Origin of the sequence: Pseudomonas sp. RL_5y_Pfl2_73, from assembly GCF_963970515.1 — a bacterium.
Classification (GTDB): Bacteria; Pseudomonadota; Gammaproteobacteria; order Pseudomonadales; family Pseudomonadaceae; genus Aquipseudomonas.
Window position 1 is genome coordinate 354,094 of sequence record NZ_CAXAPD010000001.1, and the last position, 20,936, is coordinate 375,029.

Annotated in this window: 16 protein-coding genes; 9 read left to right on the plus strand and 7 right to left on the minus strand. The window is 59.8% G+C overall.

What is annotated here, in order from left to right:
* The first annotated feature begins 74 nt into the window (after positions 1–74).
* Positions 75–992 carry a transcriptional regulator MetR gene (gene metR / locus AACY42_RS01645; RefSeq protein WP_339475661.1) on the plus strand — a complete coding sequence of 306 codons (918 nt, stop codon included), beginning with the start codon at positions 75–77 and terminating at the stop codon, positions 990–992.
* Positions 993–1,118: 126 nt separating this feature from the next.
* Here metR and AACY42_RS01650 read toward each other — a convergent pair whose 3' ends face one another.
* The 6 genes from AACY42_RS01650 to AACY42_RS01675 form a co-directional block, all read right to left on the minus strand.
* Positions 1,119–1,616 (minus strand): GNAT family N-acetyltransferase, encoded by a 498-nt coding sequence (locus AACY42_RS01650; RefSeq protein ID WP_339475663.1) that lies wholly within the window; start codon positions 1,614–1,616, stop codon positions 1,119–1,121.
* Positions 1,613–2,251 (minus strand): LysE family translocator, encoded by a 639-nt coding sequence (locus tag AACY42_RS01655; protein WP_339475665.1) that lies wholly within the window; start codon positions 2,249–2,251, stop codon positions 1,613–1,615. The genes AACY42_RS01650 and AACY42_RS01655 overlap by 4 nt, the downstream gene beginning before the upstream one ends.
* Before the next feature lie 24 nt (positions 2,252–2,275).
* Complete coding sequence (locus AACY42_RS01660; protein WP_339475668.1) at positions 2,276–2,692, minus strand: NUDIX hydrolase; 417 nt, start codon at positions 2,690–2,692, stop codon at positions 2,276–2,278.
* 496 nt (positions 2,693–3,188) lie between these two features.
* Entirely contained in the window at positions 3,189–3,521 is a 333-nt protein-coding gene (locus AACY42_RS01665; protein ID WP_003205177.1) for a DUF6124 family protein, read from the minus strand.
* A gap of 699 nt (positions 3,522–4,220) precedes the next feature.
* The gene (locus tag AACY42_RS01670) at positions 4,221–4,349 is read right to left on the minus strand and encodes a hypothetical protein (RefSeq protein WP_339475674.1); all 129 of its coding nucleotides are present in this window, start codon (positions 4,347–4,349) and stop codon (positions 4,221–4,223) included.
* Between the two features lie 196 nt (positions 4,350–4,545).
* Positions 4,546–5,913 (minus strand): HD domain-containing phosphohydrolase, encoded by a 1,368-nt coding sequence (locus AACY42_RS01675; RefSeq protein ID WP_339475678.1) that lies wholly within the window; start codon positions 5,911–5,913, stop codon positions 4,546–4,548.
* 227 nt (positions 5,914–6,140) lie between these two features.
* On the opposite strand from AACY42_RS01675, the gene AACY42_RS01680 reads away from it, so the two are divergent.
* The 8 genes from AACY42_RS01680 to AACY42_RS01715 all read left to right on the plus strand — a co-directional run bounded on the left by AACY42_RS01680 (position 6,141) and on the right by AACY42_RS01715 (position 20,415).
* Positions 6,141–8,432: a GGDEF/EAL domain-containing response regulator gene (locus AACY42_RS01680; protein ID WP_339475680.1), complete on the plus strand. Its 2,292-nt coding sequence runs from the start codon at positions 6,141–6,143 to the stop codon at positions 8,430–8,432.
* Positions 8,429–10,303, plus strand: coding sequence for a putative bifunctional diguanylate cyclase/phosphodiesterase (locus tag AACY42_RS01685; RefSeq protein ID WP_339475681.1), 1,875 nt, complete (start codon positions 8,429–8,431; stop codon positions 10,301–10,303). The genes AACY42_RS01680 and AACY42_RS01685 overlap by 4 nt, the downstream gene beginning before the upstream one ends.
* Before the next feature lie 42 nt (positions 10,304–10,345).
* On the plus strand, positions 10,346–11,305 hold the full coding sequence (locus AACY42_RS01690; RefSeq protein WP_339475683.1) for a cytochrome-c peroxidase: 960 nt from the start codon (positions 10,346–10,348) through the stop codon (positions 11,303–11,305).
* The gene (locus AACY42_RS01695) at positions 11,302–13,104 is read left to right on the plus strand and encodes a DAHL domain-containing protein (RefSeq protein WP_339475686.1); all 1,803 of its coding nucleotides are present in this window, start codon (positions 11,302–11,304) and stop codon (positions 13,102–13,104) included. Before AACY42_RS01690 ends, AACY42_RS01695 begins: the two co-directional genes overlap by 4 nt.
* Entirely contained in the window at positions 13,101–14,507 is a 1,407-nt protein-coding gene (locus tag AACY42_RS01700) for an ATP-binding protein (RefSeq protein WP_339475688.1), read from the plus strand. The genes AACY42_RS01695 and AACY42_RS01700 overlap by 4 nt, the downstream gene beginning before the upstream one ends.
* A gap of 124 nt (positions 14,508–14,631) precedes the next feature.
* Positions 14,632–16,251: an FMN-binding glutamate synthase family protein gene (locus tag AACY42_RS01705; RefSeq protein ID WP_339475692.1), complete on the plus strand. Its 1,620-nt coding sequence runs from the start codon at positions 14,632–14,634 to the stop codon at positions 16,249–16,251.
* Positions 16,252–16,445: 194 nt separating this feature from the next.
* A complete protein-coding gene (locus AACY42_RS01710) occupies positions 16,446–18,098 on the plus strand; it encodes a glucan biosynthesis protein (protein WP_339475694.1) in 1,653 nt (550 codons plus the stop codon).
* A 4-nt stretch (positions 18,099–18,102) separates the two neighbouring features.
* Complete coding sequence (locus tag AACY42_RS01715; protein ID WP_339475696.1) at positions 18,103–20,415, plus strand: glycoside hydrolase family 3 N-terminal domain-containing protein; 2,313 nt, start codon at positions 18,103–18,105, stop codon at positions 20,413–20,415.
* 282 nt (positions 20,416–20,697) lie between these two features.
* Here AACY42_RS01715 and AACY42_RS01720 read toward each other — a convergent pair.
* Positions 20,698–20,936 (minus strand): transposase (locus tag AACY42_RS01720; protein ID WP_339475698.1); only part of this gene is annotated, 239 nt, incomplete at its 5' end.

A 20,936-nucleotide genomic window follows, 5' to 3' on the forward strand; every position in this document is an offset into this window, starting at 1 on the left:
CGACAGCCGGCCCCACATGAGACAAACTCAACTTTTTCGTGTTGATCACAAGTTTTACTCATGGAGCAACTCCGGTGCTTGAACTCCGCCACCTCAAGACGATGCACGCCCTGCGCGAAGCCGACAGCCTGGTCGAAGCCGCCGAACGCCTGCACCTGACCCAGTCCGCCCTCTCCCACCAGTTCAAGGAACTGGAAGAACGCCTGGGCATGCAGTTGTTCGTGCGCAAGACCAAGCCGGTACGGTTCACCAGCGCCGGCCTGCGCTTGTTGCAACTGGCCGATGCCGCCCTGCCCCTGCTGCGCGGCGCCGAACGGGACATCGCCCGCTTGGCGGGCGGCACCGCCGGACGGCTGCACATGGCCATCGAGTGCCATAGCTGCTTCCAGTGGTTGATGCCGACCATTGACCAGTTCCGCGATGCCTGGCCGGAAGTCGAGCTGGACCTGGCCTCGGGCTTCGCTTTCGCGCCGTTGCCGGCCCTGGCCCGGGGCGACCTCGACCTGGTGGTGACCTCCGACCCGATGGAACTGGCCGGCATCACCTACGTGCCGCTGTTCACCTACGAGGCGATGCTCGCCGTGGCCAACCAGCATCGACTGGCCGGCAAGGCGTACATCGTGCCCGAGGACCTGATCAGCGAAACCCTGATCACCTACCCGGTGGAGCGCGACCGCCTGGACATCTTCACCCGTTTTCTGGAGCCGGCCGACATCGAACCGGCCCAGGTGCGCACCTCTGAACTGACGGTGATGATGATGCAATTGGTGGCCAGCGGCCGCGGCGTCTGCGGCATGCCGCACTGGGCCCTGCATGAATACAGCTCGCGCGGTTACGTGAAGGCCAAGCGACTGGGGGAGAAAGGCTTGTTTGCCACCCTGTATGCGGCGGTGCGCACCGACATGCTCGACGCGCCGTACATGCGCGACTTTTTGCTGACGGCCAAGGACACGTCGTTCTCCACACTCGACGGTGTCAGTGCCGTGCGCTGACTGTAGGAGCTGTCGAGCGAAGCGAGGCTGCGATCTTTCCCCTGACAATTGAGTCACGAGCGAACGCCCCACAGATCAAGATCAAAAGATCGCAGGCTTCGCCAGCTCCAGGGGAGCTGCGTGGGATCAAAGCTCAAGCCACATATGGATTTTGTCGAGGTATTCGTCGTCCACGCGGATCGCCATCGGCTCAAGGCCGTACAGGACGAAGCCGCAGCGCTGGTAGAGCTTGACCGCCGGGTCGTTGCCGGCGGTGACGGTCAGTTGCACCAGACGCAAGAAGGGATAGCGCCGGGCTTCGTCGAGGGCGGCTTGTACCAACTGGTAGCCAAGCCCGCGATGGCGCTGTTCATCGGCGACGTACATGCCGAACAGCAGCGCCTTGTGCCGGGCTTTTTCCCGGGGCTCCAAGGCCAGGCCGACGATGCCGACCAGCGCCTGCTCGACAAACGCCCCCAACAGTACATCGAGCCGGCTGCCCAGGCGTGACTCCCACCAGTTGATAGGCAGCTTCGACCGCTCGCTGACGCTGGAGGTGAAGGCCTGCGGATGCAGTGCGTACGCCTGGAGCATCAGCTGGCGATACGCCAGGGCATCGCCGGCCCTCAACCGTCGGATGCTCACGCCGAACGCCGTTGCTCAAACATCAAGCGCAGTGCCAGCGCACCGAGTACAAACCCCATGAAGTAGCGCTGCGCCGCCAGCCAGGTCGGGTTGTGGACGAACCACGAGGCAATGCCGGCGGCAAACAGGGCGATCAACAGGTTGACGCTGAAACTGACGCCGATCTGGGTCAGGCCCAAGATAACGCTCTGGGTGAACAATGAACCGTGTTCCGGGCTGATGAACTGCGGAAACACCGACAGATAGAACACCGCGATCTTGGGGTTCAGCGCGCTGGTGAGAAAGCCCATGGTGATCAATTTGCGCGTCGAGTCCGCTGGCAACTGCTGGGCCTCGAAGGGCGAACGCGCACCTGGTTTCACGGCCTGCCAGGCCAGCCACAACAGGTACAGCGCACCGGCCCATTTCAATACTTCATAGGCCACCGGCACCGCCAGGAACACCGCCGTCAACCCGGCGGCCGCGGCGAACATGTGCACGAAGAACCCGGCCACCACCCCCAGCAGGGAGGTGACGCCGGCCTTGCGGCCCTGGCAGATCGAACGGGAAATCAGGTAGATCATGTTCGGGCCGGGCGTCAGTACCATCAGCAACGCGGCGGCGGCGAAAATCAACAGGTCCGGCAATGGAATCATGAGCATCAGTCCTTGAGGCGTGAATCAGCAGGTAGCGAGAAGTGTCGTTCGATAGAACGGCAGGATTACCTCGCCTGTCAACGGTGCCAGCAAAAGATCGCTGTCGCCGGCCGGGTCGATCCAACACACCTCTTCAATTTCGGCTGCCGGCGAAACCGGGACGTCGATGCTCAGCAAAAACACCTCGGCCTGCACGACAAACCCCGGTTCGTTGGCCGCCGGCGCGCTGAACACGCCCAGGTAACGGGCCTGTGCCGGGTCGATCTGCAATCCAAGCTCCTCCTCCAACTCACGGGCCAGCGCTTGCACGGGCTGTTCATGGGCCTCGATCTTGCCGCCCGGCTGCATGAAGGCCCGGGTGCCGCGCTTGCGCACCAGCAGGGTTCGCCCGTCCGGCCCGAGCAACAGGGCAGCGGCGATGCGGATGAGGGAAGTGGTCATGGGTGATCGAAGCCTTGGCCGGGGAAATGGCGGGGAGATTACAACGCGTAGGGGTGGGAGCAAAGTCTGGTGCGGGACTAAAAATCAGCGCAGTTCCCCTGTGGAAGGCTAATGCTGTTCGCTTAAGGTGTGTATATCCGTTGCTGCGGTAACGGCGACTTAGGGTTCCGCCCTGACGGCGGGTCACTTTCGAAAAGCGCGAAAGTAACCAAAGCGCTCATGCCCCACCACTCGGCACCTCGCTTAGGCTCGGTGTGCCCTCACTCCGGCATTGCTCCGTGGGCCCGCCGCGAAGGGCCATCCATGGCCCAGCGCGGCTACCTCGGCATCCATGCCGAGGTGCCCACTGCGCAATGCCTGCGTTCGGCCATCGTGGTTAACGGGGCGTCCGAGATCAACGTCCACCGCGAGGCGGCCTTACAGCCGTCGTGGCTCTCCCGGTCGTACTCCGGTCCAATTGTGGAAGCGAGCCTTCTCGCTTCTGCGCGCGGTGTGGTCAGGGTTGTGTATTGACGTTATCCAGCATCCGATTCGCCAATAAAGCACCCAGCTCGATCAGTTGCTGAATGCCAAGGGCAACATGGCGTCGCGAGCCTTTAAGGTCGAAGGCAAGGTCGCTGACCATGGCATCGGCTGAGGCCAAAGTTTCGCTGAGGTTGGCCAGCAGGCTTTCGGTGTCGACACCGTCCACGACGGTGAAGAGTTGACCTGAGGGCTTTTTCTTTTTGGCTTGAGGCTTGGGGTCGAGATAATGGTCGATGGCGCGCTTGGCGGCTTCATCGAGTTCTTGGGGATCGGTTTCGGGGGGATTGGGTGTGGCTTTGAACATAGGGTGACACTCCGTCTACAGGTTGGAGCTGCCACGTTCGTTTCCAAGCGAGGGGTGGCAGCCGTACGCAGGTTGGAAAACCGGGGTAAACGAGCCCGACAGACCCGAAGGTCTCCCGCGCACAGCCGCCATAACGAAAGCATGGTCAAAAAACGACCGCAAGCATACGTCATGAAGGGCGCTTTCGCGCCGTCTACTTATCGGATTTCCAAGCCCGGCCGCTGAATTTGCAGCGACGGGAAAAGACTAGCGACAGCCCTTCCCACCCTGCAACCGCCAGAGTTCGTCGGAAAAATCTGCTGCAACCCGGAGGATTGTCCGACCATTCCCACAATCTTGGTCGGCTGTCAGGCCGCCATCGCGAGCAAGCTCGCTCCCACACAGGTTTTGGGTCGTTTATAAGATCCGTGTCCACCGCCGATCCCTGTGGGAACCGAGCTTGCTCGCGATAGCGATGGGTCTGCTTGCATCCATGTTGAATGTGCCGCCGTCTTCGCGAGCAGGCTCGCTCCCACAGTTGGATCGAAGTACAGCCGCCAGAGACAGGTCGGCTGTTAGGCCGCCTTCGCGAGCAAGCTCGCTCCCACAATGGGATCGGGGTACGACCGGAAGAATCAGGTCGGCTGTCAGGCCGCCTCGCGAGCAAGCTTTGCTCCCACAGATCTGACAGGTGTACGAGCGGAAGAGCCAGGTCGGCTGTTAGGCCGCCTCGCTTTTGATCTTGATCTTGATCTTGATCTGGGGCGCCCCGTTAACCACGATGGCCGAACGCAGGCATTGTGGAGTGGGTATCCCGGCATGGATGCCGGGATAGCCGCGCTGGGCCATGGATGGCCCTTCGCGGCGGCCCACGGAGCAATGCCGGAGTGAGGGCACACCGAGCCTGAGCGAGGTGCCGAGTGGTGGGGCAAAGCGCTTTTGGTTACTTTTGGCGCTCTTCCAAAAGTGACCCGCCGTCAGGGCGGAACCCTAAGCCGCCGTTACCGCAGCAACGGATATGTACCCAATCCAATCCAACCCCCAGTCACCCCAAAATCGGCTTCGGCGCCGTAGGATCGGCCTCCTCCTCGGGAATCTTGACGAACACGCTGTAACGGGCCCCCTCCATCGATTCGAAGGCAATGAGTTTTTCGATCAACGGCCCACTCAGGATTTTGCCAGCGTTGAGCAGCAACATGCCGTTGTCGGCATTGAGGTTGCGCGCCAGGATCATCCCCGCGGTCAATTCGCGCGTGGTGGAGACTTGTACCGTCGGGTCCGACAGGGTCACGTCTTCCAGGTATTCGGCACACGCCTTGATGAAATCCTCGATCATATCCGGGTCGTACAGCTTGCCGGCGTACTTGCGGATGTAGACCAGCGCTTCGTCGCTGTTCATCTGCCGCTCCAGGATCAACCCGCGCTGCAGCTCGATGAAGTCCACCGCCAGTTTCAACAGCCGCGAACCAAACGGAATGGCCTCGCCCCTGAGGTGCTCGGGGAAGCCGCTGCCGTCCCAACGCTCCTGGTGATGGCGAATGATCCGCGCCGCGTCCTTCATCGGGTCCAGGGTCATCAGCAGCGATTCGCTCTGCTTCGGATAGGCCCGATAGAGCTCAAGTTCAGTGTGGTGCAGCATGTCGGCGGGCGTGACCATCATGTTGTCGGTCCAGCTCAGCTTGCCAATGTTGTAGAGCGCCGCGGCCATGGTCAGATCACGGTCGGTGGACTCATCGAGAAAATGCAGCCGGCTGTAGACCCTGATCAACTCGATGATCTGCCGGTTGGTTTGCTTGGACTTGGGCAGGCGCAGGTTGGCGATCAGCGAAAACACTTCGGTGCTGGTCACATAGCTGCGCTTGAGCTCGTCATAGGCCAAATCGAGCATGTCGGCGGTCTGCTGCAGCTCGGAAGTGCGCGACGCCACCCGTTTTTCCAGGGTGGCGTTCAGGGTCTTGAGTTGCTGGTTCTGCTCGCGGTTCAGCGCTTCGAGGCGCTGGCGCTCGCTTTCGGAATGCTGGTGGGCCAGGGCCTGGCGCAAGGCCTGGACCAACTCCTCATCGTTCCAGGGCTTGCTGAGGTAGCGATAGAGCTGCCCCTCGTTGATGGCCTTGGTCATCATGTCCACATCGGCATAACCGGTGAGCAGGATGCGCAAGGTCGTTGGGTACAGCTTGCGGATCTCGGCCAGCAGCGCGGCGCCATCCATGTTCGGCATGCGCGCGTCGGTCATCACCAGGTCGACCGACCGCTCCTTGAGAATTTCCAGGGCCTTGGCGCCACTGTCGGCCAGCAGGATCTCGTACGGCTGGCTGCGCAATAGCCGACGCAGGCTATTGAGGATCGACTCTTCGTCATCGACCAACAGCACCGCTGGCTTTCTTACTGAAACATCCGGCGATTGATCTTCCATTTGAACCCCCCCTCCTATTCACGACAACCGTTCTACCTTACCCCCGAAATACAGGCTAGTAGATTGCGAACATTTAGACACATTTGCCATCACGGCCGAGCGCATCCCGATCGGACGACTATGCTCTACCCCATGAAGGGCCAAGTACCGGCCGAATACTCATGCCAGCGAAAGGGATATCAGATGTTTCCAGGGTTCTATAGTCAGCATCAAAACGGTGCACGGCCATGAGCTTGCCCTTGGATAAAACCAATCGGCGGATCCTGATCGTCGACGACACGCCGGCCATCCACGAGGATTTTCGCAAGATCCTCAGCCCCCAGGCGAACACCGAAGACAGTTTGAGCAACGCCGAAGAAGCCTTGTTCGGCTCGCCGGTGGCGGTTTCCTGCATGAGTTTCGAGCTCGACTCGGCGTTCCAGGGCATGGAAGCCTTGAACAAGGTCGAAACGGCGCAGGCCCAAGGGCACCCCTACGCCATGGCGTTCATCGACATGCGCATGCCACCGGGCTGGGACGGCCTGGAAACCATCGAACGGCTGTGGCGCGCCGACCCCAAGCTGCAAGTGGCCCTGTGCACCGCTTACTCGGATTATTCCTGGGAGGACATTGCCGATCGCCTTGAACTGGGCGACCGCCTGCTCATCCTGAAAAAACCCTTCGATGCCATCGAAATCCGCCAGATGGCCAGCGCCTTGACCGTCAAATGGCAGATGACCGAGGACGCGGCGCTGAAAATGGACATGCTTGAGCGCGCGGTCGAGGAGCGCACCCGGGAACTGGCCGACGCCAACATCATCGTGCAGAACAGCCCGACCATCCTCTATCGCCTGCGGGGCGAGCCGCCGTTCGCCTTGATGTACATTTCCCATAACATCACCAAGTTCGGCCATGTCGCAGCGCAACTGATCAGCTCGCCGGACTGGGCGCAAACCCTGATCCACCCCGACGACCAGGACAAGGTCCATGAGGCCATGGTCCGCGTCCTGGACCGCGATTCCGCAGGGGCCTCCATCGAGTTCCGCATGCGCACCGGCGACAACGCGTTCCGCTGGGTGGAGAACCGTTACATCCCGGTGCGCAACGAGCAAGGTCTGTTGCTGGAAATAGAGGGCATCATCCTCGACATCACCGAGCGCAAGCTGGCCGAAGAAAAAATCGCCCTGCTGGCCCGCACCGACAGCCTGACCGGGCTGGCCAACCGCGCCACCATGATCGAGCGCCTGCACCAGGCCTTCGCCGCCGCTCGTCGGGGTGCGGCGCCGTTTGCGATGTTCTACCTGGACCTGGACCACTTCAAACGGATCAACGATACCCTGGGTCACCCCATCGGCGACCTGCTGTTGCAGGAAGTCGCCACGCGGATCAAGGCCTGTACCCGGGAAAACGATGTGGTGGCGCGCCTGGGCGGCGACGAGTTCGCCCTCCTGCAACTGGACGTCTATGAAGCGACCCATTGCGCCGCACTGGCGGACAAGATCCTCGATGCCCTCGTGGCGCCGTATACCCTGGACGGCAACGACGTGCGGATCTCGGTGAGCATCGGCATCGCCCTTTACACCCCGCAGAGTTTGAGTGCCGACAGCCTGATGGCGCAGTCCGACATGGCCCTGTACCGCTCCAAGGAAAAGGGCCGCAACCAGTACCATTTCCATAACGAGGAAATTAACCAGGAAGTCACCGACCGGGTCGCCCTCGCCAACGACCTGCGCCAAGCCGTTGAAAACAACGAACTGCACCTGCACTACCTGCCGGAAGTCGACCTCGGCACCGGCAAGATCCTCGGCATGGGCGTGCAAGTGCGCTGGAAGCACCCCCAACGTGGCTGGCTGGAACCGGCGGCCTTTATGCCCGCCGCCGAAAAAAGCGGGATCATCATTGGCCTGGGGCATTGGGTACTGGACCAGGCTTGCCAACAAATGCGCCAATGGCGCGACCAGGGCATGGCCCCCCCGGTGATCGCCATCGACCTGTCCCTGACCCAGCTCAAGACCGGCCCGGAACTGATCTACGACGTGCTGCGCACCACCGCGCGCTGGGAACTGGCGCCCTGGGACCTGCGTTTCGACGTCACCGAAGCCACCCTGGCCCAGACCAAGTGGACCCACAACGATGTACTGCCGCGCCTCTGCGAATTGGGCGTACAGATCGCCATCGATGATTTCGGCACTGAGTACTCCTCGTTCGATTACCTCAAGACCTACCGGGTCAATCACCTCAAGCTCGCCCAGCGTTTTCTCGACAGCGCCAACGCCGACCCCGAGAACGCCACGACCTTGCGGGCGATCATCAACTTCGCCCGGGACGTGGGCATCGGGATCATTGCCGAGGGTGTCGAGACCCAGGAGCAACGCACCACGCTGATGTCCAGCGGCGGGGAGATACAGGCCCAGGGGCATTACTTCAGCACCGCGGTCGACAGCGGCCAGGCCGCCGAACTACTCAAGGCCGGCACCATCGTTCCGGCAACAGACCACTGGACCCGACCAGCGAGCCGGCTATCGGAGAGCAATCGATGAACCCCATGTCGTTACCTGCCAACCGGCGAATCCTGGTGGTGGACGACACGCCAGCGATCCACCAGGACTTTCGCAAGATCCTCAGCCCCAGCGCCGGCGGCGATGATTCACTGGACGACACCGAGAGCCTGCTGTTTGGCACCCCGCAGGTCAGCCGGCTGCAATTCCAGATCGACTCGGCCTACCAGGGCGAGGAGGCGCTGGAGCTGGTCAAGCGTGCCCAGGCTGAAGGCCAGCCCTATGCGCTGGTGTTCGCTGACATGCGCATGCCACCGGGTTGGGACGGCCTGCAAACCATCGAGCGGCTGTGGGAGGCCGACCCGCGCCTGCAAATCGCCCTGTGCACGGCATTCTCGGACTACTCCTGGGAAACCATGTCCGAACGGATCGAGTTCGACGATCAGTTGCTGATCCTCAAGAAACCCTTCGACACCCTGGAAATCCGCCAGATGGCCAGCGCCATGACCTGGAAATGGCAACTGGCCCAGGATGCGGCGAGAAAAATGCGCAGCCTGGAACACACGATCGAAGAGCGCGTCCAGGAATTGCTCAAGGTGTCCCACCTGCTGCAATACGACGTACTCACCGAGTTGCCCAACAGCATGTTGCTTGGTGATCGCCTGACCCAGGCCATGGCCCAGTGCCGCCGGCACGACCGGCAACTGGCGGTGATGTTCATCGGCCTGGACCGCTTCAAGCGCATCAATAATGCGCTGGGGCATCCCGTGGGCGATGAATTGCTCAAGCGGGTGGCGCGGACGCTGGCCACCGTGGTGCGTGAATCCGATTCGGTGTTTCGCTACGGTTCCGATGAGTTCGTAGTCATACTGGGAGACATCGTCGACCCGCAGCAAACCAAAGGCGTGGCCGACAAACTGCTGGCGGCCATCAGTTCCCCGCAACCGATCGACGGTCATGACCTGAGCGTCACCGCGAGCCTGGGTATCAGCGTGTACCCCACCGACGGTTTCGACGCCGTGGGGCTGATCAAGAAAGCCGAGACAGCGATGCGCAACGTCAAGGAAACCGGCCCCAATGACTACCGCTTCTTTACCGAAGACATGAACCGTCGGGCGCGGCAGCAGCAGACCATCGAGTCCGGCCTGCGCCTGGGCCTGCAACGCAAGGAATTCGTGCTGCATTACCAACCCAAGCTCGACCTCAAGAGCGGCAAGGTCGTCGGTGTCGAGGCGTTGGTGCGCTGGGACAGGCCGGATCATGGCCTGGTCTACCCGTCGGATTTCATTCCGGTCGCCGAGGACAGCGGCCTGATCGTTCCGCTGAGCCAATGGGTGCTCCAGGAAGCCTGCCAACAGGCCTGTCGTTGGCAAGCCCAGGGCATGCGCCCGCTGTACCTGTCGGTGAACGTCTCGGCCATCGATTTTCGCCAGCGCGGCTTCGTCGAAGGCATCGCCCGCACCCTCAAGGAAACCGGCCTGGACCCGACACAGTTAGAACTGGAGATCACCGAAAGCGTACTGATGCAGAACGTCGATACCACGGTCGCCATCCTCAAGGCCATCAAGCAACTGGGGATTCGCCTGGCCATCGACGACTTCGGCACCGGCTATTCGAGCCTGAGCTACCTGCAGAAATTTCCGGTGGATGTGTTGAAGATCGACCAGTCGTTCGTCGGTGACCTGAGCATCGACAGCAACGACGCCAAGCTGGTGAGCACCATCATCAGCCTGGGCAAGAGCCTGAACCTGCACATCATTGCCGAAGGTGTGGAAACCCTCGAGCAGTTGGAATTTCTCAAGAAGCACCACTGCGAGGAGGTTCAGGGTTATTACTTCAGCAAGGCCGTCGAACCGCAGGCCTTTGCCGACTGGATGACCGAGTGGGAAAAACGCCAGAACCCGTTTTCGTGAACACCTGAGTGTCATCAACCAAAGTTTCAAGGAAAGCACCCCATGGCGTCACATGGATTGATTCTGGCTCTCGGCCTGCTCGTGGGATCAAGCGTGACCGCTCACGCCGAACCACTGGACGAACCCCTCAAACCCCTGCCCCCGATTCCGACCCTGGACCCCAAGCGCGTCCAACTGGGGCTGCGGCTGTTCAATGACCCGCGGCTGTCGGTCAACAACACCCTGTCCTGCGCCAGTTGCCATCGCCTGGACAAGGGCGGCGCCGACGACAAGCCGTTTTCCTTGGGCTTCGATGGCAAGCCCGTGGAGGTCAACACGCCCACCGTGTTCAATGCCAGCCTGAACTTCCACCAATTCTGGGATGGCCGCGTCGACACCTTGGAAGAACAGGTCCACGTGGTCGTGACCAGCCCGGTGGAAATGGGCAGCACCTGGGAATCGGTCGTCAAGCGCATCGCCGATGACCCCGGCTATGCCAAGGACTTCAAGGACGCTTACCCCGATGGCGTGACCAAGTCCAATGTCCAGGGTGCACTGGCGGATTACGAGCGCACCTTGCAGACCCCCAATTCGCGCTTCGACCAATACCTGCTGGGCGATACCGACATCCTCACGCCCCGGGAAAAGTTCGGTTACCAGCGCTTCAAGGAGTACGGCTGCATCGCTTGCCATCAAGGCGTGAATGTTGGCGGCAACATGTTCCAGAAGTTCGGGGTCATGGGCGACTACTTCAAGGACCGGGGCAACCCTACCCGAGCCGACGAAGGACGCTTCAACATTACCGGCGACGACGACGACCGCCAGGTCTTCAAGGTGCCGAGCCTGCGCAACGTGGCCGTCACCGCCCCGTATTTCCATGACGCCTCGGCACCGACCCTGGAACACGCGGTGGAGGTCATGTTCAAGTACCAACTGGGTCGTGAGCCCCTCAAGAACGATACGGCCCTGATTGTCGAGTTCCTCAAGACCCTGACCGGTGAATCGGAGGGCAAGCCCCTATGACCCTTCTTCGTCGCCTGGGGCTTGCGTTCATCGGCCTGTTGCTGACTTCAGTCCTGTTGTTCATGTACATCAATTCGGGGGCCCAGCAGGCCGCCTCGTACATTGAGTCCCGGGACCTGATCCGCCTGCTCAAGCAGCAAGACGCCATCTGGGACAACGAAGTGCTCAAGTCGCGGATCGCCCTGACCCACAACTACGACCCCCTGGTCACCCCCCTGTATGAAATGAGGCGCCTGTGGCAACGTCTCGACACCCTTGAATCGGAGTCCGGGCGCCACAAGCCGTCACTCTGGGAAGCCCAGCGCGACGAGTACCTCAAGGCGCTCAAGGAAAAAACCCGTCTGGTGGAACAGTTCAAATCCCACAACGCGGTGCTGCGCAACTCCATGGCCTTCCTGCCCTCCGCCGAAGATGACATCCAGGCCCAGTTCGCCCGGCTGCCCGACGCGGACCGGCTGCAACTGCAAAACGTCGCTATCGACACCTACGACCTGTTGCTCAGCAGCATGGAGTTCGCCCAGCTCAGCAGCAGCGATGCAGCCGCCGACGTGCTGCTGGGCCTGAACCGGCTGGACGTCAACAAGGAGCGCATGCCCCTGGGGCTTCAAGGCCCCGTTGACATTCTGAGCAGGCACATCGCGTTGATCCTGCGCGAACAGCCACGGGTCAATGAGCTGTTGCGGGGCATCGAAGCGGTCCCCCTCTCCAGCCGCCTGGACACCATCACCGACCTGCTGGAGAAAGACCAGGGCAAAGCCGCGGCCAAATACCAACGCAACCACATCTACCTGCTGGTATTCGCCACGATCCTGGTATTGATCCTGATCTGGCTGGCGATCCGGCTGGTACGCAGCTTCGCCGAGATCAAAAGGGTCAACAACGCCCTGCAAACCGCCAACGATGAACTGGAACAGCGGGTCGAAGAACGGACCCGCCAGTTGAAGGACACCCAGAGCGAGCTGATGGACACCGCCCGCCAGGCCGGCATGGCGGAAATCGCCACCAACGTGCTGCACAACGTTGGCAACGTGCTCAACAGCGTGAACATTTCCGCCGACCTGATCAGCCGCAAACTGCGCAGCAGCAAGGCCCAGGGGCTGGGCAAGGCGATGCAACTGATCAACGAACACGCCGATGACCTCGGGCACTTTCTCACCGAAGACGCCAAAGGCAAGCTGCTGCCCGGCTACCTCAACCAACTGGTCGAAGCCATCGCACTCGAGCAGCAGGGCCTGAGCGACGAACTGGCCCAGTTGAGCAAGAGCGTGGACCACATCAAGGACATCGTGTCCACCCAGCAATCCTATGCCGGGGCCAACAGCCTGCTGGAACCTTTGGTCGTTAGCGAACTGCTTGAAGATGCCCTGCGCATGAACTCCGGCGCACTGACCCGCCACCATGTTACGGTGATCAAAGAATACGGCGAAGTGCCGCGGATCATGGGCGACAAACACCGCTTGCTGTTGATCCTGATCAACCTGATCAGTAATGCCAAATACGCCATGGCGGGGGTTTCCAATCATGCGCGGAACATGACCTTGAAGGCCGCCGTCATCGATGGCGAGACCCTGCAAATCAGCGTCAAGGACGAAGGCGAAGGCATTGCGCAGGACAACATGACGCGCATTTTCGCCCACGGTTTCACCACGCGTAAGGAAGGCCACGGCTTTGGCCTGCACAGCTGCGCATTGGCGGCCATTGAAATGGACGGCCACCTCACCGCCCACAGTGAGGGGCCAGGCACGGGGGCAACGTTCGAACTGCAATTGCCCCTAAAACTTGCAGAAGGTGAGCCATGAATCGCATGAGTAACCGCCGCATCCTGTTGATCGACGACACACCCGCCATTCATGAAGATTTTCGCAAGATCCTCACCCCGGAGGATGACAGCAACGCTGACTTGCTGGACATGGAAAACGCGCTGTTCGGCGATGCGCCAAAACCTGTTGCCACCGTGTTCGAACTCGACTCGGCCTATGGCGGGCAGGAAGGCTTGAACAAAATGTTGGAGGCATCGGCAAAAGGGCGTCCTTATGCCCTGGCCTTTGTCGACATGCGCATGCCCGAAGGCTGGGATGGCGCCAAGACCATCGAAGAACTCTGGAAGCGCGACCCATTGCTGCAAGTGGTGGTCTGCACCGCGTACTCGGATTATTCCTGGGATGAACTGCTGGACCGCCTGAACGGCCACGATCGCTTGCTGATCCTGAAAAAGCCGTTCGACAACATCGAAGTCCAGCAGATGGCCAATACCCTGACCACCAAATGGGAAATGACCTCCCGTGCGCAACTGAAAATGAACAAGCTCGAAGACCTGGTGGAACAACGCACCCAGGCGTTCAAACAGGCCAGCGCGCTGCTGCAAATGGAAATCGACGAACGCAAGATGCTGGAAAGCCAGCTGGTGCAATCGGAAAAGCTCGCCTCGCTGGGCCAGTTGGCGGCCGGGGTGGCCCACGAAATCAACAACCCGATCGGCTTCATTTCTTCCAACCTGGGGGCATTGGACGGCTACTTCAGCAAACTCCAGGAGATGCTCAGCGCCTATGGCAGCGCCGAGGGGGCCATCGCCTCGCCGGAGCTGGTGGTGCACTTGAGGAAGCTGCGCGAACAGGTGGAATTAGACTTTCTCGTCGAGGATATTCCCCTACTGATCAAGGAATCCAAGGATGGCATCGGCCGGGTCGGGCAGATCGTCAAGGACCTGAAGGACTTCTCTCGCGTCGATTCCAGCCAGGAATGGCAGATGGCCAATTTGCAGCAGGGTATGGATTCGACGTTGAACATCGTCGCCAATGAAATCAAGTACAAGGCCGACGTGGTCAAGGAGTACACGCCGTTGCCGGAAGTGGAATGCCTGCCGTCGCAGATCAACCAGGTGATCATGAACCTGATTGTCAACGCCGCCCAGGCCATCGGTCCCGAGCGCGGCACCATCACCTTGCGCAACGGGGTCGGTGATGAAACCGTATGGATCGAAGTCGCCGACAACGGCTCGGGCATCCCCCCCGATACCCTGCAGAAAATCTTCGACCCGTTCTTCACCACCAAACCCATTGGCCAGGGCACAGGGCTCGGGCTGTCGTTGTCCTACGGCATCGTGAAAAAACACAACGGCGAGATCACGGTTAGCAGTGAAGTCGGCGTCGGCACGACCTTCCGCGTGGAATTGCCCGTGCGGCAGATGAAGCAGGCGAGCTGAGCAACACTTCTGTGAACCTGTGAATCTGTGGGAACAATCCCCTCGCCACAGGCTTGCCCGCCGTTTCGCCGACAGCGCAGAATGCCTGCACCGCCTCACCCATCGCTCCCCCCAAGGAAACCGTATGAGCCTGTCTCTGCTGAGTCGTTACGCCTTCTTTGCCGGCTGTGTCATCTTCACCCTCGCCAGCCTGCCGTTCCTGCAACACGACTGGCTTTGGCCGATCACGCTGGTGACCGGGCTGTTGAGCCTACAAGGGGTGTTCGACCTGCAACAAAGCCGTCACGCGGTGCGTCGCAACTATCCGATCCTGGGCAATATCCGCTACCTGGTCGAAGGCATCCGCCCGGAGATCCGCCAGTATCTGCTCGAATCCGACAGCGACGCCCTGCCCTTCTCCCGGGCCCAGCGCTCGCTGGTGTATTCCCGGGCCAAGAACGAAAGCGCCGACAAACCGTTTGGCACCTTGATCGACGTGTACCAGGCCGGCTTCGAATTCATCGGCCACTCCATGCGCCCGGCCCCACTGAGCGATCCCAGCGGTTTTCGCGTGACCGTCGGCGGCCCGCAGTGCACCCAGCCGTATTGCGCGTCGGTGTTCAACATCTCGGCCATGAGTTTCGGCTCCCTGAGCGCCAACGCCATCCGCGCATTGAACCAGGGGGCCAAGTTGGGCAACTTCGCCCACGACACCGGTGAAGGCAGCATCAGCCCCTACCACCGCGAACACGGTGGCGACCTGACTTGGGAGCTGGGCAGCGGTTATTTCGGCTGTCGCACGCCTGAAGGGCGCTTCGACCCAGAACGCTTCGCCGCCCAGGCGCAGAACCCGCAGGTGCGGATGATTGAAATCAAGATGAGCCAGGGCGCCAAACCCGGCCATGGCGGGATCTTGCCCAAGCATAAGGTCACCCGGGAAATCGCCGAAACCCGGGGCATCCCCATGGGCGAGGATTGTGTTTCACCGTCACGTCACAGTGCGTTTTCCACCCCGATCGAACTGATGCAATTCGTCCAGCAACTGCGCGAACTGTCCGGCGGCAAACCGGTGGGCTTCAAGTTCTGCCTGGGCCACCCGTGGGAATTCATGGGCATCGCCAAGGCCATGCTGGAAACCGGGATCCTGCCCGACTTCATCGTGCTCGACGGTAAGGAAGGCGGTACGGGCGCGGCGCCAGTGGAATTCACCGACCACATCGGCGTGCCGTTGCGCGAGGGCCTGCTGTTCGTGCACAACACCTTGGTGGGCCTGAACCTGCGGGACAAGATCAAGCTCGGTGCCAGCGGTAAAATCGTCAGCGCTTTCGACATCGCCAGCGTCCTGGCCATCGGTGCCGACTGGGCCAACGCCGCGCGCGGCTTCATGTTCGCCATCGGCTGCATCCAGTCGCAAAGCTGCCATACCAACAAATGCCCCACCGGCGTCGCCACCCAGGACACCCTGCGCCAGCGCGCCCTGGTGGTCCCGGATAAAGCCCAACGGGTCTACAACTTCCACCGCAACACCCTCAAGGCCCTGGCCGAAATGCTCGCCGCCGCCGGGCTTGAGCACCCGTCACAGTTGCAGCCCAAGCATCTGGTACGGCGTATGTCGGCCACTGAGATCAAACTGTTTTCACAGTTGCATGTGTTCTTGAGGCCGGGGGAATTGCTGACGGGTGAGGTCAATGGTGCGTTTTATTCGCGGATGTGGCAGATGGCGCAGGCGGACAGTTTTGAGCCGCTGGAAATAGCGGGTGCGTAGCTTGCCAGTACGCACCCGCTCTTGTGGCGAGGAAGCTTGCTCCCTCGCCAAGGTCCTTACGCCTCTCAAGCGCACTGCATTACCCGACTGTTTACGCCGAATCCACAACACACCTGTAAGTTCTGACAGTAGACGTCACCTTCCTCACGATTGACTATCCACCCCGATGGTTCACTTGTCTATTGAAGGTGCTTATGTTGACACGACGCGACCTGGTTGGTTTTGCTTCGTTTTTTGCGGCATTGGGGGCGGTTAAGGTTATCGATACGGCGGTGGGTGGGCAGGCGCAGGTGGAGAATGCTGCTCCGTTTACGTATGACACGTTGGTCCAGATGGCTGAAGAGAAGGCGTTGAAGCCTTACGTCAGACCTCACACTGCCGCTGAGCCTTATCTGTCGAAGATCGATTACGATGATCTGAACCTGATTCGATTCGATACTTCCCGAGCGCTTTTCGCCAAAGGCCCAGGAAAATATCCTGTCGCGCTGTTTCACATGGGCAAATTTTTCCGCGTTCCGGTGAAGATACATATCGTCACCCGTGGCACAGTCCAAGAAATTCCATATGACAAATCGTTATTCAACATACCCGCCGATAGCCCCGCGCAGGCATTGCCTCCCGATAGCGGCTTTGCCGGCTTTCGCGTCCAAGAGAATCGGCTACGGGACCTGAAGAAACCCGGTTGGAACAATCACGATTGGGTCGCTTTTCTTGGTGCATCATATTTTCGAGCCATTGGTAAGGAACACAACTACGGCCTTTCGGCACGGGGCATAGCGCTAGATGTAGCTCCTCAGCCTGGCAAGGCGGAGGAATTTCCTGATTTCACTCATTTCTGGATCGAAACCCCCGTCAAAGAGCACCAAGAAACGATGACCGTCTATGCCTTGCTCGACGGCCCAAGCCTGTGTGGTGCGTATCGCTTTGTGATCAATCATGTAAAAGACGTGGTAATGGACATCGAGGCCGCGTTGTTTTTGCGCCAAGACATCGATCGATTCGGCATTGCCCCCCTTACCTCCATGTTCTGGTTCAGCGAGGCGGTTAAGGGTCAGGCCAACGATTGGCGTCCCGAAGTCCATGACTCCGATGGGCTTGCAATTTGGACGGGAACGGGGGAACACATCTGGCGACCGCTCAACAACCCCGGACGCACCATGGCGTCGGCTTTTTCGGACAACAATCCACGAGGTTTTGGACTGCTACAGCGCGATCGCAACATTGAACATTATCTGGATACGGTCTACTACCATCGACGCCCCAGCGCGTGGGTGGAACCTCTGGAAAGCTGGGGGGAAGGCAGCGTTCAATTGATTGAAATCCCAACAGACGATGAGATTCACGATAACATCGTCGCAATGTGGGTCCCTAAAGCTCCTGCAGAAGCCGGTAGTCAGCACCGCTTTAGATATCGCCTGCATTGGCGAACAGACGAACCCTACCCTGCCGACTTGGCTCGCTGCGTGGCGACACGCTTGGGTAGAGGGGGGCGACCGGGGCGGCCGCGCCCTAGAGGATTAAGCAAATTCACTGTGGAGTTTCTGGGAGCTCCGTTGAAACAGCTGGACCTTGACGCAAAGCCGGACGCCGTTCTTTGGAGCTCCAGCGGCAATTTTTCGGATGTAGTTGTGGAGCCAATTCCCGACGGAGTGGCGGGCCATTGGCGAGCTATATTTGATTTGCATACGGAGGGATACGACCCGATCGAAATGCGCCTGTTTTTACGCCTGAGTGAAAAAACGCTTTCCGAAACCTGGCTTTATCAATACCACCCCGCCGCAGCTCAATCCGCAGCAGCAGTACAGCAAACTGATACGCAAACCTCGTCACACGTATCGAAGGCCTGATGCCATGGACCGGACACGCCTGGCCACGGCAACCATGCTCGGTAAATTGATTGTCGCCACATGGCTGGCCTCCATTGCCCAAGCCAATGAACTTACCCAGAAACAACAAGAGGACGCAGCGTTCATCGAGCAACTGATCGGACAAATGACGCTTGAGGAAAAGGCCGGTCAACTCACTCAGTTGGGCATGCAAAACACCCCCACCGGCCCGGTGATCGATACCAAGGGCCGCGAGACCATTGGCATTTCGCAAGCCGGTTCGCTGATCGGCGTGCATGGTGCCGAAAACACTCGCAGACTACAGCGTGAAGCGGTTCAAGGCTCTCGCCTGCATATCCCGCTGTTGTTCTCGTTCGATGTCATCCACGGTTTTCGGACAATTTTTCCGGTGCCGCTGGCCGAGGCGTCGGCCTGGGACCCGGACCTGTCACAACGAACCGCCAGGGCCGCCGCCATAGAAGCAACGGCCAGCGGCTTGCATTGGACCTTCGCCCCGATGGTGGACATCGCACGAGACCCGCGTTGGGGCCGAGTGGTTGAGGGCGCTGGCGAAGACCCCTTCCTAGGGGCCGCGCTCGCCACTGCCCGCGTACGAGGCTTTAGCGGTGAAGGCCCTCCCGCCACCTCGACAATCCTGTCCACGGCGAAGCACTTCGTCGCTTACGGCGCAGCCGAAGGCGGCCGTGACTACAACATTTCCGACCTCTCCGAGCGCACGTTGGAAGAGACATACCTCACTCCTTTTCGCGCAGCCGTCGAAGCGGGCGTCGACACGATCATGCCCGGCTTCAATGAAGTGGACAGCATGCCAATGCACGCCAACCAAAAATTGCTCAGGCATAAGCTGCGCGAAGACTGGGGTTTCCAAGGTATTGTTATTAGTGACTACACAGGCATAAAAGAACTGATGGCTCATGGTGTCGCCTCTACACCTCGTGACACCGCCCGACTTGCTCTCACTGCAACGATCGACATCGACATGGTCGGCGGTGACTACGCAGCCGAGCTACCGGCACTGGTGCGCAGTGGTCAGCTTCCACAAAATGCCCTTGACGGAGCGGTGCGTCGAGTACTCCAGACGAAACAACGCCTTGGCCTGTTTGGTGATCCGTACCGCTACAGCGACCCGGTCCGCGAAACTACACAGATGTCGTCGCCGCAGACCCGCGCACTGGCCAGAGAGGCTGCGCAAAAATCCATTGTGCTTTTGAAAAACAAGGATGCGCTTCTGCCACTTCCCAAAAATCTGCGCAAACTCGTTGTGATGGGGGCCTTGGCGAATGACGCTGTATCGACATTAGGCGCCTGGTCCGGAAATGGTCGTGCCGAAGAATCAATTACGGTTCTGGAGGGAATAAAGCGCGCTGTATCGCCCTCGTCTGAAATTGTCTACATCCCCGCAGCCTCCCCCGATAGTCCGGACACACCCGGTATCGACGTGGTCCAACGCGCCGTTGTCGATGCCGATGTGATCGTGGCCGCGCTGGGGGAAACAGCGGACATGAGCGGCGAAGCACGCAGCCGCACCTCTCTTGACCTGCCGGGAGCACAGGATGCGTTGCTCAGGTCGTTGATCAAGACAGGCAAGCCTGTGGTGGTCATTCTTATGAATGGCCGTCCATTGGCCGTACCCACCTTGGATGAACACATCCCCGCAATTATCGAAGCGTGGTTTTTGGGCTCAGAAATGGGCAATGCCGTGGCGGACGTGTTATTCGGTGATGTAAACCCCAGTGGGAGGCTGCCCATCACCTTTCCGCGCACGGTCGGGCAAGTGCCTATTTATTTCTCCCATAAGAACACCGGACGTCCAACGAGCCAAACCGATCCCTATACGTTGAAATACATCGACTCCCTAACAACGCCGCTATACCCGTTCGGTCACGGTCTGAGCTACACCACGTTTACCTACAGCGCGCCAAGGCTGAGCAAACAGCGTCTTACCTTCGATGAAACGTTAAACGTCCAAGTAGATGTCCATAACAGCGGTCAACGAGCGGGGGAAGAAACAGTGCAATTGTATTTGCGGCAAAACGTCGCGAGCATCACACGTCCAGTGCGTGTGTTACGTGGATTCGCCAAAGTCATGCTCGCACCTGGTGAAAGCAAGACCGTCAGCTTTTTGCTTGGTCAAGACGACTGGGCATTACTCAACCACGATCTGTTGCGATCCGTGGAGTCAGGCACCTTTACGGTATTCGTTGGCGGTAGTTCTGCTACTGATAATCAAGCGAAATTTGAAATCACTAACGATGCACAACTGGCCGGCCCCGGCTCAGCCATTCCGCGCACGTTGCGGGATTCATCGCTGCGCTGAGCAAGCATCATTCTTTCCTGAAATGACCAAACCACATATCTGGCGCCGAAGCGTTGTGTTTGGAAGGGACCGAGCGCCCGAGACGGATGCTCTGCTCATCCGCACGATCAAACTCCATTAAGGACTTTTCTATTAAGGATGGTCTGAAATAGCCGGATGTTTTCCGGCTATCGAGCCGTCAGTACTTTTCAAAAAACGACCCGCGTCGAAATTTGATCCATTCTCTTCATTCTTCTGCCCTTCCGGGCGCAGCAAGGCGCTTCGCAGCGCCCATTTACTGTATTACACGCGCACCTCTCCTGTGCCCGCCAATAAATGTCGACGCGCCATCCACAGGTTTGACAGGGCGAACAACGTCACCATCTGAGCCGTGTTCTTGGCCAACCCTCGAAAGCGCACCTTTTCATAACCAAACTGGCGCTTGATCACCCGAAACGGGTGCTCGACCTTGGCGCGAACCTGAGCCTTGGCCTTCTCGATCTTGCGCATCGCTTTGTACAAGGCACTCTGTTTCCCGTGTT